The sequence below is a fragment of the Streptomyces sp. NPDC006551 genome (assembly GCF_040611675.1).
GTDB lineage: Bacteria > Actinomycetota > Actinomycetes > Streptomycetales > Streptomycetaceae > Streptomyces.
The window spans coordinates 197,684-211,773 of the sequence record NZ_JBEXOT010000003.1; the positions used below are offsets into that span (position 1 = coordinate 197,684).

Annotated in this window: 9 protein-coding genes and 1 riboswitch; of the genes, 5 read left to right on the plus strand and 4 right to left on the minus strand. The window is 70.0% G+C overall.

Annotation, left to right across the window (positions count from 1 at the left end):
* Positions 1 to 86: 86 nt before the first annotated feature.
* Positions 87 to 235, plus strand: a riboswitch (TPP riboswitch).
* The gene (gene thiC, locus ABZY12_RS05340; RefSeq protein WP_356887344.1) at positions 229 to 2,010 is read left to right on the plus strand and encodes a phosphomethylpyrimidine synthase ThiC; all 1,782 of its coding nucleotides are present in this window, start codon (positions 229 to 231) and stop codon (positions 2,008 to 2,010) included. Its footprint overlaps the riboswitch before it by 7 nt.
* A gap of 123 nt (positions 2,011 to 2,133) precedes the next feature.
* On the opposite strand, the gene ABZY12_RS05345 is transcribed toward thiC, so the two are convergent.
* The 3 genes from ABZY12_RS05345 to ABZY12_RS05355 all read right to left on the minus strand — a co-directional run bounded on the left by ABZY12_RS05345 (position 2,134) and on the right by ABZY12_RS05355 (position 5,750).
* Positions 2,134 to 2,961 (minus strand): hypothetical protein, encoded by an 828-nt coding sequence (locus ABZY12_RS05345; protein ID WP_356887346.1) that lies wholly within the window; start codon positions 2,959 to 2,961, stop codon positions 2,134 to 2,136.
* A gap of 159 nt (positions 2,962 to 3,120) precedes the next feature.
* The gene (locus tag ABZY12_RS05350) at positions 3,121 to 4,419 is read right to left on the minus strand and encodes a metallophosphoesterase (protein WP_356887666.1); all 1,299 of its coding nucleotides are present in this window, start codon (positions 4,417 to 4,419) and stop codon (positions 3,121 to 3,123) included.
* Positions 4,420 to 4,643: 224 nt separating this feature from the next.
* Positions 4,644 to 5,750 carry a LacI family DNA-binding transcriptional regulator gene (locus tag ABZY12_RS05355; protein WP_356887348.1) on the minus strand — a complete coding sequence of 369 codons (1,107 nt, stop codon included), beginning with the start codon at positions 5,748 to 5,750 and terminating at the stop codon, positions 4,644 to 4,646.
* A gap of 449 nt (positions 5,751 to 6,199) precedes the next feature.
* Between ABZY12_RS05355 and hisC the strand changes: the two genes are divergently transcribed.
* The gene (hisC, locus tag ABZY12_RS05360) at positions 6,200 to 7,258 is read left to right on the plus strand and encodes a histidinol-phosphate transaminase (protein WP_356887668.1); all 1,059 of its coding nucleotides are present in this window, start codon (positions 6,200 to 6,202) and stop codon (positions 7,256 to 7,258) included.
* On the opposite strand, the gene ABZY12_RS05365 is transcribed toward hisC, so the two are convergent.
* Positions 7,255 to 7,635, minus strand: coding sequence for a cyclophilin-like fold protein (locus ABZY12_RS05365; protein ID WP_356887350.1), 381 nt, complete (start codon positions 7,633 to 7,635; stop codon positions 7,255 to 7,257). The genes hisC and ABZY12_RS05365 overlap by 4 nt on opposite strands.
* Positions 7,636 to 7,841: 206 nt before the next feature.
* On the opposite strand from ABZY12_RS05365, the gene ABZY12_RS05370 reads away from it, so the two are divergent.
* From ABZY12_RS05370 to cydD, 3 genes are read left to right on the plus strand one after another with little or no spacing between them, the layout of a single operon-like run.
* A complete protein-coding gene (locus ABZY12_RS05370) occupies positions 7,842 to 9,350 on the plus strand; it encodes a cytochrome ubiquinol oxidase subunit I (RefSeq protein WP_356887352.1) in 1,509 nt (502 codons plus the stop codon).
* A gap of 18 nt (positions 9,351 to 9,368) precedes the next feature.
* Complete coding sequence (gene cydB / locus ABZY12_RS05375) at positions 9,369 to 10,373, plus strand: cytochrome d ubiquinol oxidase subunit II (protein ID WP_356887354.1); 1,005 nt, start codon at positions 9,369 to 9,371, stop codon at positions 10,371 to 10,373.
* A gap of 15 nt (positions 10,374 to 10,388) precedes the next feature.
* Positions 10,389 to 14,081 carry a thiol reductant ABC exporter subunit CydD gene (gene cydD, locus ABZY12_RS05380; protein ID WP_356887356.1) on the plus strand — a complete coding sequence of 1,231 codons (3,693 nt, stop codon included), beginning with the start codon at positions 10,389 to 10,391 and terminating at the stop codon, positions 14,079 to 14,081.
* The last annotated feature ends 9 nt before the right edge of the window (positions 14,082 to 14,090 follow it).

A 14,090-nucleotide genomic window follows, 5' to 3' on the forward strand; every position in this document is an offset into this window, starting at 1 on the left:
CTGCGAGGAAGTCACCGACCGATCATCGCAAGAACGGCGGGGGCCCACTGTTCAGCACGCCCGGGTTGACGCTAGCGTGGTGGCACCTTTGCACACGCGGGAGCTCGGAGCACCGGGCTGAGAGGGCGCTGATCACCGTACGCGCGCGTACTGACGTACGTACGGGAAGAGGCTGCGCCGACCGCCGAACCTGTTACCGGGTAATGCCGGCGTAGGGAGATCGGTCTCATGACCATTCAGGATGCACGCACGCCTGCCACCAGCCAGGACGGCCAGGACGAGCGCACACCGGGCTGGCACAAGGGGTACATCGAGGGCTCCCGCCCCGACCTCCGTGTGCCGGTCCGTCAGGTGCACCTCACCAACGGCAAGGACGTGACGCTGTACGACACGTCCGGTCCGTACACCGACCCCACCATCGACACCGACGTACGGCGGGGTCTTCCGCCGCTGCGCGAGAACTGGATCATCAGTCGCGGCGACACCGAGGAGTACGCGGGCCGCCCGGTCCGCCCCGAGGACGACGGGATCAAGCACACCTCGCCGCGCGGGGGACTCAAGAACCTCGACGCGGTCTTCCCCGGCCGCCCGCGCCAGCCCCGTCGGGGCCGCGACGGCCAGGCGGTGACCCAGCTCGCGTACGCCCGCCGGGGTGAGATCACCCCGGAGATGGAGTACGTCGCCATTCGCGAGAACGTCTCCCCCGAGGTCGTACGGGAGGAGATCGCCGCGGGGCGCGCGGTGCTCCCGGCCAACGTCAACCACCCGGAGATCGAGCCGATGATCATCGGCAAGCGGTTCCTGGTCAAGGTCAACGCCAACATCGGCAACTCCGCCGTCACCTCCTCCATCGAGGAGGAGGTGGAGAAGATGACGTGGGCGACCAAGTGGGGCGCGGACACGGTCATGGACCTGTCCACCGGCCGTAACATCCACACCACCCGCGAGTGGGTGCTGCGCAACTCCCCCGTGCCGATCGGCACCGTGCCGCTCTACCAGGCCCTGGAGAAGGTCGACGGCAAGGCCGAGGAGCTGACCTGGGAGATCTACAAGGACACGGTCATCGAGCAGGCCGAGCAGGGCGTCGACTACATGACGGTCCACGCCGGCGTACTGCTGCCGTACGTGCCGCTGACCGCCCGCCGAAAGACCGGCATCGTCTCGCGTGGCGGTTCGATCATGGCCGCCTGGTGCCTCGCGCACCACAAGGAGAACTTCCTCTACACGAACTTCGAGGAGCTCTGCGAGATCCTGGCGACGTACGACGTCACGTACTCGCTGGGCGACGGTCTGCGCCCCGGTTCGATCGCGGACGCCAACGATGAGGCGCAGTTCGCGGAGCTGCGCACGCTCGGTGAGCTGAACACGATCGCCAAGCGCCACAACGTGCAGACGATGATCGAGGGCCCGGGCCATGTCCCGATGCACAAGATCAAGGAGAACATCGACCTCCAGCAGGAGATCTGCGAGGAGGCGCCGTTCTACACCCTCGGCCCGCTGACCACGGACGTCGCGCCCGCGTACGACCACATCACGTCCGGGATCGGCGCCGCGATGATCGCCTGGTGGGGCACGGCGATGCTCTGCTACGTCACGCCCAAGGAGCACCTGGGCCTGCCCAACCGCGACGACGTGAAGACCGGCGTCATCACGTACAAGATCGCGGCGCATGCGGCCGATCTGGCCAAGGGGCACCCGGGGGCGCAGGAATGGGACGACGCGCTGTCGGACGCGCGGTTCGAGTTCCGCTGGGAGGACCAGTTCAACCTGGCCCTCGACCCGGACACGGCCCGTGAGTTCCACGACGAGACGCTGCCGGCCGAGCCCGCGAAGACCGCGCACTTCTGCTCGATGTGCGGCCCGAAGTTCTGCTCGATGAAGATCTCGCAGGACATTCGCCGGGAGCACGGTGGCGACCTCAAGTCGGAGGAGATCTCGGCCGGTATGGCGGAGAAGTCCAAGGAGTTCGCCGCCTCCGGCAACCGGGTCTACCTCCCGTTGGCGGACTGACCTGGAGGACACCGGGCGGACCCGCGGCCCCGGGGGGAGTCGCGGGCCGGCCCGGTTCCGTCCGTCCTGGCGTCCGCTCCCGTGCCGTCCCTCCGGCGTTCACTCCGGCTGGTTCTCCGGCGTTCACTCCGGTCGGTTCTCCGGAGAGCCGAAGTCGGGGCTGCTGAAGTCCGGGCTGCTGAACGTCGGACGAGTGCCGGACGCGCCCTCGCCTGGGCTGGAGAACTCCGGGCCGCTGTAGCCGATCTTCGGTATTCGGGAGGTCGGCAGGGGGCGGGGCGGCGAGGCCGGCCGGGCCGCGCCGGGGTCGGCCAGCGCGTCGCGCAGGAACGGCAGGATTCCCCGTTCCAGCAGCGCGCGGCGCCAGGCTTCCCTGGCCTGGGACAGCTCGTCGTCTCCTCCCGGGGCGGGCCCCGTCGCGGCCACCTCCGTGGCGCTGTTGCGCAGCGCGGTCATGAGGAGCCCGGCGGCCGCGCAGAGCAGCCCGGCCGCCGCGACGGCGCCGAAGAACCAGCCCGCCGTCAACAGGGTCTCGGCGAACACCAGTGTCGGGGCCAGTGTCTTCAGTGCGGCTCCGACCAGCAGGAAGATCACCGCGGCCGTGCCGGCGAGCACGGGCGCGAGGACCGTGACGATCGCGACGACACCGGCGCCGGGACCACCGGTCGCACCGTCGCCGTCCGCCGCGAGGACGGCGCCCATGACACTCGTACCGCTCGGTGAGCGTCCCTCTTCGCGGATCTTCACGAAGTGGTCGTACTCGGTCGCCGCCGCGGTGGTGATCAGCGCTGTCGCGTTCAGCGCCATCGTGCGCAGCTGTTCGGCCGTGAGCCGTTTCCCGACTTCGGCGAGTTCCGGACGTGCGTGCGCGTTACGCAGTGCGTCGTCGAGGATGCGCTCGTACTCGGCGCGGTCCTCGGTCAGCAGGTGCGGAGCCACGTTCATGTGCATCCCCCGATGCTCCGTAGGCCCTGGCCACCCGCGGATCACGGGCAGTTGGGCGGAAACGGAGGAGAGCCTGCTACGGATGAGCCGATGGTATTGCGGTTACGGCACAGGGTGACAGGGGGTTTCCTGAAATCGCCTTTCCCGGATGCGCAGGGTTATGCCTCAGCCGACCAGGGGGAGTTGGACGACCAGAAGCTTTCCGGCCATGGTCACACCGCCGTCCATGGCGATCGCCAGACCGTCGGCGTACACGTGCGGGCCGTCGACGACCGGCTCCGACGGGCCCTCGCCGTCCTCCGTGCCGACCTGGCCGAGGAGGTACGGGATGGGGCTGTGACCGTGCACGACACGGCGTCCACCGTAGGTGCCGAGCAGTTCCCGCACCGCCTGGGGGCCGGCGTCGTCACGGAACGCGAAGCGCTTGGTGAACTTCCGGAACAGGTCCCAGACCTCGTCGGCGTCGTTCCGGTTGAGGATCTCGTGGATGGTTTCGTTGACGTCCTCGATGGTGCTGCCGTACTCGAGGTACGCGGTGGTGTCGGAGTGCATGAGGAGGTGCCCGTCCTCCTCCACCACGGCGTCCAGCCGGGACATCCACTGCAGATGGACGTCCTGGAGCCGGTCCATGTCGTACTTCTGGCCGCCGTTGAGCAGCCAGGCGGCCTGGAACGTGGCGGTGCCGGCGCCGGAGTTCACGGGGGTGTCGGCGAAGCGTTTGGCGCCGATCAGCAGCAGCTCGTGATTGCCCATCAGGGCCTTGCAGTAGCCGCCGGCGGCGGCGGCCTCGGCCGAGAGGCGCATGACGAGGTCGATGACGCCGATGCCGTCGGGGCCGCGGTCGGTGAAGTCGCCCAGGAACCAGAGACGGGCGTTTCCGGCGGCCCAGGCGCCGTTCTCGTCGATGAGGCCCTGCTCACGCAGGGCGTCGAGGAGTTCGTCGAGATAGCCGTGGACGTCGCCGACGACGTAGAGCGGGCCGGGGCCCTCGCCCGCCGCCGGGGTCGGCGCGGGGGCGGGGACAGGGTCCTGGTCGACCCGGACCTGCACGGTGTCGCCACGGTTGATGACCGGGAGGTCACGCTCGGTGGGGGTGTAGCCCTCGGGGAGGCCGTCCTCCGGGAAGGCGTTGCCGGGGTGGCCGGTGGCGACGGCGACGATGGACGGGCCGGACCGCTCCTGGCCGCCCTGGCCCTGGCCCACCGGGGCATGCCTGAGGTGGAGCGTCGGGTCGAGCGGGGCGCCAGGGACGCCGGGCGCGCCGACGATGCCGGGTGCGGTGGGGGAGCCGGTGGGTGCGGCGGCTTCGGCGGCCCCCGGGAATCCGGCGGCTCCCGTGGGCGGTTCGACGGCGTGGCCCTGCACGGGCACCCGGGCGTACGGCGGTACGCGGAAGTCCCGCAATGTCGCCGTGCGCACCACGGGTTCCTGCCCGGCCCCCTGAGTCATCGACCCCTCCACCACCGTCGCGATGCCCTGCACATCGCGGACCGGCCTGGTCGGGGTGGTCCGCGGTGTCGTGCGCCCATCATAGGAATGAGGGTCCTCCTGTGTGACGCACCAGGGGTGGTGAATCCGGGTCCACTCCGGGTTCACCGGTCGTTTCGCCCGAATTGAGAAGGTCCAGGCCAGGGTAAGAGCCGGGCCGACCCATGGTTTGGGCCGAGCCGCGGCACGTACAGGTTCTTTCAGTCCGTCGAGGGAGACCGGGGCGGACTGACGGTCGTCCGCGGTGGACGCCTCTGGGAGGACGTGCGGACGATGAGTTCGGTCGGTATGACCTGCTCGACCGGTCGGTCGGTGTCGGTCCCCTCGATGGCGTCGATGAGGAGCTGGACGACGGCCGTGCCGATCCGGCGGGGCTTGAGCGAGAGGGTCGTGAGGGGCGGCTCGGTGTTGGCGTAGACGGTCGACTCGCTGCAGCAGACCAGCAGGAGATCGTCCGGTACGCGCAGTCCGTAGCGGCGGGCGGCCGCCAGGAGGTCGGTCCCGTTGGGGTCGAAGAGTCCGTACACGGCGTCGGGCCGATCGGGGCGGGCGAGCAGCCGGTCGGCCGCGACGGCGCCCGCGCACGGATCGTGCGCCGGGTAGGCCTCGTAGACGGGGTCCTGTCCGACCCGCTGGCACCAGTTGAGGTACGCGGTGGTGGACAGACGGGTGTAGGTGTCGGTGCTGGTGCCGGTGAGCAGGCCGATCCGGCGGGCGCCGGCGGCGGCGAGGTGGTCGAGGAGGTCGAGGACGGCGGCTTCGTGGTCGTTGTCGACCCAGGCGGTGACCGGGAGGGTGCCGGCGGGGCGCCCGTCGGAGACGACGGGCAGGCCCTGGCGGACGAGCTCGGTGACGACCGGGTCGTGATCGGAGGGGTCGATGACGATGGTCCCGTCGAGAGCGACGTTCGACCAGACGTCGTGGCGGGAGGTGGCGGGCAGGATGACCAGGGCATAGCCGCGGGCGAGCGCGGCCGAGGTGGCGGCTCTGGCCATCTCCGCGAAGTACGCGAATTCGGTGAAGGTGAAAGGTTCATCCCCGTACGTCGTCACGGTCAGGCCGATGAGTCCTGACTTGCCGGTACGGAGGGTGCGAGCAGCCGCGGACGGGCGGTAGCCCAGCCGGTCTGCGACCTCGCGAACGTGGCGACGAGTGGCGTCCGGGAGCCGGCCCTTTCCGTTGAGTGCGTCGGAGACAGTCGTGATGGAGACCCCGGCGGCGGCGGCCACATCCCGGATGCCCGCTCTGCCCTGCCGGCCTCCCCGGGTCTGTGCCCGGCTCACCTGGTGCTTCCCTGCTGCTGTCATGGCGAGCCGATAGTAGGGCGAGGTCCGGTGGTTGGGCCGGTCGCATATTCACTCGTTGACAGGCACGTTTTTGCATGATCGACAAGTGTCAACTGCCTTGGAAATCAAGGCAGTTGCGGGGGCTATGGGTAGATCTATGGTTGTCCACGCGCATGAGCCTGCCAAGGGGGTCATGTCTCGAAGAGGTCTCAACTCACCTCTACGGGGGACGCGCGCCACGGCGCACGCCACCGGCGCACGCCACCCGTCCCCGCGCTCTCTTCCGTTTTCCACAGCTTGGCGCCGTTCGTTGTCCACAGCCCATTCGCAGCGGGGGCGAATCCTCATAAGGTGAGGAGTATTGGTGGTACGGACGGTCGAGGAGGACCACAGTGAGCGCAGTGAGCGAGACCGGCGGGGCCGGCGAGGCGGCCGGCGGGGTCGGCGGGACGAGCGCGGGCGGCCCGAAGCTGCGCGCCGTACTGGACGGCATTCCCACCTACAAGCCGGGCAAGCCGGCCGCCGCGGGTGGCCCGGTCGCCTTCAAGCTGTCCTCCAACGAGAACCCGTATCCGCCGCTGCCGGGAGTGATGGAGAGCGCGCTGGCCGCGGCCGCGAACTTCAACCGCTACCCCGACATGGCGTGCACCGGTCTGATGGAGGAGCTCGCCGACCGCTTCGGCGTCCCCGTCTCGCACCTGGCCACCGGCACCGGCTCGGTGGGCATCGCGCAGTCGCTGATCCAGTCGACGGCCGGCCCGGGTGATGAGGTGATCTACGCCTGGCGGTCCTTCGAGGCGTACCCGATCATCACGCAGATCAGTGGGGCGACCCCGGTGCAGGTGCCGCTGACCGAGGGCGAGGTGCACGACCTCGACGCGATGGCCGAGGCGATCACCGACCGGACCCGGCTGATCTTCGTCTGCAACCCCAACAACCCCACGGGCACGGCGGTGCGCCGGGCCGAGCTGGAGCGCTTCCTGGACCGGGTGCCCTCCGACGTCCTGGTCGTGATCGACGAGGCGTACCGGGAGTTCGTCCGCGATGCCGACATCCCGGACGGCATCGAGCTTTACCGCGACCGCCCGAACGTGGCCGTGCTGCGGACGTTCTCCAAGGCGTACGGCCTGGCGGGGCTGCGCGTGGGCTTCGCGATCGCCCACGAGCCGGTGGCGGCGGCGCTGCGCAAGACGGCGGTGCCCTTCGGGGTGAGCCAGGTGGCGCAGGACGCGGCGGTGGCGTCGTTGCGTGCGGAGGACGAACTGCTCGGGCGGGTCGGCTCGTTGGTGGCCGAGCGCGAGCGGGTCCACGCGGGGCTCGTGGCCCAGGGCTGGACCGTGCCGGACACCCAGGCGAACTTCGTCTGGCTGCGGCTCGGTGAGCGGACGGTGGACTTCGCGGCGGAGTGCGAGCGGCACGGCGTGGTGGTGCGGCCGTTCGCGGGCGAGGGCGTGCGCGTCACGATCGGTGAGTGCGAGGCGAACGACCTGTTCCTGAAGACGGCGGAGAGCTTCCGCGAGGACCGCTAGTCCGTCACCAGCTCCACGCGGATCGGGTCACCGTCCCTGACGGTGGCCAGCACGCGCGGGTCGCCGTCCAGTGCGCCCAGGAGGTTGCACGGGCCGGCGAGTCGGCACTCGGCACCCCGGGATATCGGGGTCGGGCCGTAGGGGAGCGCGAGCGCGTCGCCCTCGGTCCAGAAGGCGACGGTGCCCGGCTCGACCACCTGAAGCGCGTCGGCTTCGACGGCTGCGGAGACCGGTGTGTCGAAATACACCTCCTCGCCCCAGGTCCGGGCGGTGGAGCAGATCGGAAGAGCCCCCACGAGCGCCTTGCTCGTGGGGGTTTCGTCGAGAGTGGCCGTGGTGTGTCCGGCCGGCCAGGAGATACGGATCTGAAGGTCCATGCCCCTGATTCAACAATATGTTGAAGGTCCGGGGAAGGGGTGACCTTCGAGTAGGGGTACCCCGGTCTTACGTACGGATTTCGTATGAGCCATAATGCTTGTGAATGTGAACGCGTTCACAAGCGTGTCGCAGTTCATCCCGAGATGGGTGGGATTGAAGGGGCAAATCGCTCCCTGTGACCACGGCGATGTAAGGAGAAGACGACGTGGACCTCGCTCTGGCGCCAGAGACTCTGGCGCGATGGCAGTTCGGCATCACCACCGTCTACCACTTTCTGTTCGTCCCTCTGACGATCTCCCTCGCCGCGCTCACCGCCGGTCTCCAGACCGCCTGGGTGCGGACGGAGAAGGAGAAGTACCTCAGGGCGACGAAGTTCTGGGGCAAGCTGTTCCTGATCAACATCGCGATGGGTGTGGTCACCGGCATCGTCCAGGAGTTCCAGTTCGGCATGAACTGGTCCGACTACTCGCGCTTCGTCGGCGACGTCTTCGGCGCACCCCTCGCCTTCGAGGCGCTGATCGCCTTCTTCTTCGAGTCGACCTTCATCGGCCTGTGGATCTTCGGCTGGGACAAGCTGCCCAAGAAGATCCACCTCGGCTGCATATGGATGGTGTCGATCGGCACCATCCTCTCCGCGTACTTCATCCTGGCGGCCAACTCCTGGATGCAGCACCCGGTCGGCTATCGCATCAACGAGGAGCGCGGCCGGGCCGAACTCACGGACTTCTGGCTGGTGCTCACCCAGAACACCGCCCTCACCCAGTTCTTCCACACCATGACGGCGGCCTTCCTGGTCGGCGGCGCTTTCCTGGTCGGCATCTCCGCCTTCCATCTGGCGCGCAAGAAGCACGTTCCGGTGATGCGGACCTCGCTGCGGCTCGGTCTGATCACACTGATCATCGCCGGACTCGGCACGGCCGTCAGCGGCGATCTGCTCGGCAAGGTCATGTACAAGCAGCAGCCGATGAAGATGGCCGCCGCCGAGGCGCTCTGGGACGGCGAGGCGCCCGCACCCTTCTCGGTCTTCGCCTACGGCGATGTCGAGAAGGGCCACAACAAGGTCGCCATCGAGATCCCGGGTCTGCTCTCCTTCCTCGCCAACGGCGACTTCACCTCGCACGTCCCCGGCATCAACGACGTCAACAAGGCCCAGCAGGAGAAGTACGGGCCCGGCGATTACCGGCCCAACATCCCGGTCGCCTACTGGGGCTTCCGCTGGATGATCGGCTTCGGCATGGCCTCGCTGACCCTCGGCATGATCGGCCTCTGGCTGACCCGTAAGAAGTTCCTGCTGTCGCCGGGGATGCGGACCGGTGAGGACGAGGTGCCGAACCTCGTCTTGTTCAGGCGGAAGGCGCTCAGCCCCCGACTGGCGAAGTGGTACTGGCTCGTCGCCCTGTGGACCATGCTCTTCCCGCTGATCGCCAACTCCTGGGGCTGGATCTTCACCGAGATGGGCCGGCAGCCCTGGGTCGTCTACGGCGTGCTGCGCACCCGGGACGCGGTCTCCCCCGGCGTCTCGACGGCTGAGGTCCTCACGTCGATGATCGTCTTCACCCTCCTCTACGCCGTGCTCGCCGTGATCGAGGTCAGGCTCCTGGTCAAGTACGTCAAGGCCGGACCGCCCGAACTCACGGAGGCCGACCTCAACCCGCCCACCAAGATCGGCGGGGACCACCGCGACCCCGACCGGCCCATGGCCTTCTCGTACTGAGGCTCAGGAGATCGAGGCATGGAACTCCACAACGTCTGGTTCGTACTCATCGCCGTCCTCTGGATCGGCTACTTCTTCCTCGAAGGGTTCGACTTCGGGATCGGCGTCCTGACCAAGCTGCTCGCTCGCGACCGCAGCGAGAAGCGGGTCCTGATCAACACCATCGGCCCCGTCTGGGACGGCAACGAGGTGTGGCTGCTGACGGCCGGCGGCGCGACCTTCGCCGCGTTCCCCGACTGGTACGCGACCCTCTTCTCCGGCTTCTACCTGCCGCTGCTGATCATCCTGGTCTGCCTGATCGTGCGTGGTGTGGCCTTCGAGTACCGGGCGAAGCGGCCCGAGGAGAACTGGCAGCGCAACTGGGAACAGGCCATCTTCTGGACCTCCCTCATCCCCGCCGTGCTGTGGGGCGTCGCCTTCGGCAACATCGTGCGCGGAGTCGCGATCGACGCGCAGAAGGAGTATGTGGGCACCTTCGGGGACCTGCTCAACCCGTACGCCATCCTCGGCGGCCTCGTCACGCTTGCGCTCTTCACCTTCCACGGGGCGGTCTTCGCCGCACTCAAGACGGTGGGGGACATCCGGGTACGGGCGCGTGCGCTCGCCCTGAAGGTGGGGCTCGCCACCGCCGTTCTCGCGCTCGGATTCCTGCTCTGGACGCAGGCCGACAAGGGTGGCACCTGGAGCCTGGTCGCCATGGTCGTGGCCGTGGCGGCGCTGGTCGGCGCCATCGGCGCGATCAAGCAGGGGCGCGAGGGCTGGTCGTTCGCGTTGTCGGGCGTGACCATCGCGGCAGCCTTCGCGATGCTGTTCCTGACGCTCTTCCCGAACGTCATGCCGTCGTCGCTCGACCCCGCGTGGAGCCTTACCGTGACGAACGCGTCGTCGAGCCCCTACACGCTGAAGATCATGACCTGGTTGGCGGCGATCGCCACTCCGCTCGTGCTGCTCTACCAGGGCTGGACCTACTGGGTGTTCCGCAAGCGGATCGGCACGCAGCACATCGCCGACGCCGCTCACTAGTGGGGGATGTTTCACGTGAAACCGATCGATCCGCGTCTGCTTCGGTACGCCCGGGCCACCCGTCTCTTCCTCATGGCGGTGGTGGTTCTCGGCCTGGCCGGGGCGGCGCTGGTCGTCGCCCAGGCGATGCTCATCGCCGAGGTGGTGGTGGGGGCCTTCCAGAAGGGGCTGGCGGTCTCCGCGCTGACCACGCCGCTGCTGCTGCTCGCCGGCGTCGCGGGTGGCCGGGCGCTGGTCTCCTGGCTGACGGAGCTGGCCGCCCATCGGGCCGGGGCGGCGGTCAAGTCGGAGCTGCGCGGACGGTTGCTCCAGCAGGCGGCGGCGCTGGGGCCCGGGTGGCTCAGCGACCAGAGGGCCGGCTCGCTGGTCGCGCTGGCGACCCGAGGGGTGGACGCGCTCGACGACTACTTCTCGCGGTATCTGCCGCAGCTGGGGCTCGCGGTGGTGGTGCCGGTGGCCGTCCTGGCGAGGATCGTCACCGAGGACTGGGTCTCGGCGGCGGTCATCGTCGTCACCTTGCCCCTCATTCCCCTCTTCATGATCCTCATCGGCTGGTACACCCAGGCCCGGATGGACCGGCAGTGGAAGCTGCTGTCACGCCTCTCGGGGCACTTCCTCGATGTGGTGGCCGGGCTGCCGACGCTCAAGGTCTTCGGGCGGGCGAAGGCCCAGGCCGAATCGATCCGCGCCATCACGTCGGAGTACCGGCGGGCGACGATGAAGACGCTGCGGATCGCGTTCCTGTCGTCCTTCGCCCTGGAACTGCTGTCGACCCTCTCGGTGGCGCTGGTCGCGGTCGGTATCGGTATGCGGCTGGTCCACGGCGATCTGGACCTCTACACAGGTCTGGTCATTCTGATCCTGGCGCCCGAGGCGTATCTGCCGATCCGGCAGGTCGGTGCGCAGTACCACGCGGCGGCGGAGGGGCTCGCCGCCGCGGAGGAGATTTTCGAGGTACTGGAGACGCCGGTACGGCAGGGTGGCGCCGCGTCGGTGCCCTCGTCGTCCCCGCGCCTTGAGCTGGCGAACGTGACCGTCCGTCATGCGGGGCGTGCCGAGCCGTCGCTCGCCGCGGCCTCGCTGGTGGTGGAGCCGGGCGAGACGGTGGCGCTGGTGGGTCCGAGCGGCGTCGGCAAGTCGACGCTGCTCGATGTGGTGCTGGGATTCGCGGTGCCCGAGGCGGGCGGAACGGTACGGGTCGGCGGCCGCGAGCTCGGATCTTCGGACCTGGCGGAGTGGCGGTCCCGGATCGCCTGGGTGCCGCAGCGGCCGTATCTCTTCGCGGGCACGATCGCGGACAACGTCCGCCTGGCCCGGCCGGACGCCTCGGACCTGGCGGTACAGCAGGCCCTGCGGGACGCCGGTGCGGACGGCTTCGTCGACGGACTCCCCGACGGTGTGGAGACCGTCCTTGGCGAGGACGGAGCGGGGCTCTCGGCGGGGCAGCGGCAACGCCTCGCCCTCGCCCGGGCGTTCCTGGCCGACCGACCCCTGCTGCTCCTGGACGAGCCGACGGCCGCGCTGGACGGCGAGACGGAAGCGGCCGTCGTCGACGCGGTCCGCCGCCTCGCGGTGGGTCGCACGGTGCTCCTGGTCGTCCACCGCCCGGCGCTGCTCGCGGTCGCCGACCGTGTGGTGGAGCTGACCCCGCCGATGCCCGCGGCGGAGCCGACTCGCGTCGACGGTGTTGATCGTGTCGATGCCCCCGTGCGCGGCGACCTCTTCGGGGCGACGCCGGGGGCGGACGACCGGTTCGGCGACGGCGGCACGACCGCCGAGGGTGTCGAATCGGCCGGCCACGACGATCGTGGCGGTGCCGCCGACCCCGTCGGTCACGAGGGTCTCGGCGGTCGTGGTGAGGGCACCGGTCCCGCCGGCGAGGGTGGTCGCGGTGAGGGCACCAGCGCCGTCGGCCACGGCGGTCGCGGTCTCTTCGGGCGCGTGCGTGCCATGGCCGGGGAGCTCAAGGGGCGGATGGGGCTCGCCCTGCTCCTCGGGAGCCTGGCGCTCGGGTCGGCCGTCGGCCTGATGGCGGTGTCCGGATGGCTCATCTCCCGCGCCTCCGAACAGCCGCCGGTCCTCTATCTGATGGTGGCCGTCACCGCCACCCGCGCCTTCGGCATCGGTCGAGCCGTCTTCCGCTACGCCGAGCGGATCGTGTCCCACGACGCCGTGCTGCGGATGCTCGCGGAGCTGCGCGTCTCCGTCTACCGGCGTCTGGAGCGCATCGCCCCCGCCGGACTGCGCCGCACCCGGCGCGGCGACCTTCTCTCCCGGCTCGTCCAGGACGTCGACGCCCTTCAGGACTACTGGCTGCGCTGGCTGCTCCCCGTGGGTGCCGCGCTCGTCGTGGGCGCCGGTTCCGTCGGGTTCACCACCTGGCTCCTGCCCGAGGCCGGGGCGGTCCTCGCCGCCGGTCTGCTGGCCGCGGGCGTGGCGGTCCCCGCGCTGAGCGGTGTCCTCGCCCGCCGGGCCGAGCGGCAGCTCGCCCCCGCTCGGGGCGCCCTCGCCACCACGGTCGTCGACCTCCTGCGGGGCTGCGCGGAACTGACGGTCGCCGGCGCTCTGCGCCACCGCGTCGACAAGGCCCGGACCGCCGACCGCACCCTCACCGGCATCGCTTCACGGCAGGCGGCCGCGACCGCACTCGGCGCCGGTCTGTCCGCGCTCGCCTGCGGTCTGACGGTCGCCGCCGCCGCGTTCGCCGGCGTCCAGGCCGTCCGCGACGGTCGCCTGGACGGCGTGAACCTCGCGGTCGTCGTCCTCACCCCGCTCGCCGCGTTCGAGGCCGTCATCGGCCTTCCGCTGGCCGTCCAGTACCGCCAGCGCGTCAAGCGGAGCGCCGAGCGGGTGTACGAGGTGCTCGACGCGCCTCTTCCCGTACACGAACCGGAGCGCGCCGCCGCGCCGCCGCGGAGCCCCTTCCCGCTGGAGGTCGCCGGTCTCTCCGCCCGGCACGCCGGGCAGGAGAGGGACGCGCTCACCGGCTTCGCGCTCACCCTGGAGGCCGGGAGGCGGGTCGCCGTCGTCGGCACCTCCGGGTCGGGGAAGACCACTCTCGCCCAGGTGCTGCTGCGCTTCCTCGACGCCGGCGCGGGCACCTACCGCCTCGGCGGGGTGGACGCGGCGGCGCTCGACGGGGACGACGTCCGCCGCTTCGTCGGGCTCTGCGCCCAGGACGCGCACACCTTCGACAGCTCCCTGCGCGAGAACCTGCGCCTGGCCCGTACTGAAGCGAGCGACGACGACCTGCGCGCCGCGCTCGGCCGGGCCAGGCTCCTCGACTGGGTGAGCGGGCTGCCCGACGGCCTCGACACCATGGTGGGCGAGCACGGCTCCAAGCTCTCCGGCGGTCAGCGGCAGCGCCTCGCGCTGGCCCGGGCGCTGCTCGCCGACTTCCCCGTCCTCGTCCTCGACGAGCCGGCCGAGCACCTCGACCTCGCCACGGCGGACGCGCTCACCGATGATCTGCTGCGGGCCACCGAGGGCCGTACCACCGTTCTGATCACCCACCGGTTGCGCGGCCTCGACGCCGTGGACGAGGTGGTGGTCCTGGACGAGGGCCGGACCGTGCAGCGCGGTCAGTACGCGGAGCTGGCCGGGGTGGACGGTCCGCTGCGCCGGATGCTGGAGCGGGAACGGGCGAGCGACCTGGCGCTCGCCGCCGGAGACCGTACGCCCGAGCAGCCGACTTTTCTCGCCAAATAGGACTTACTA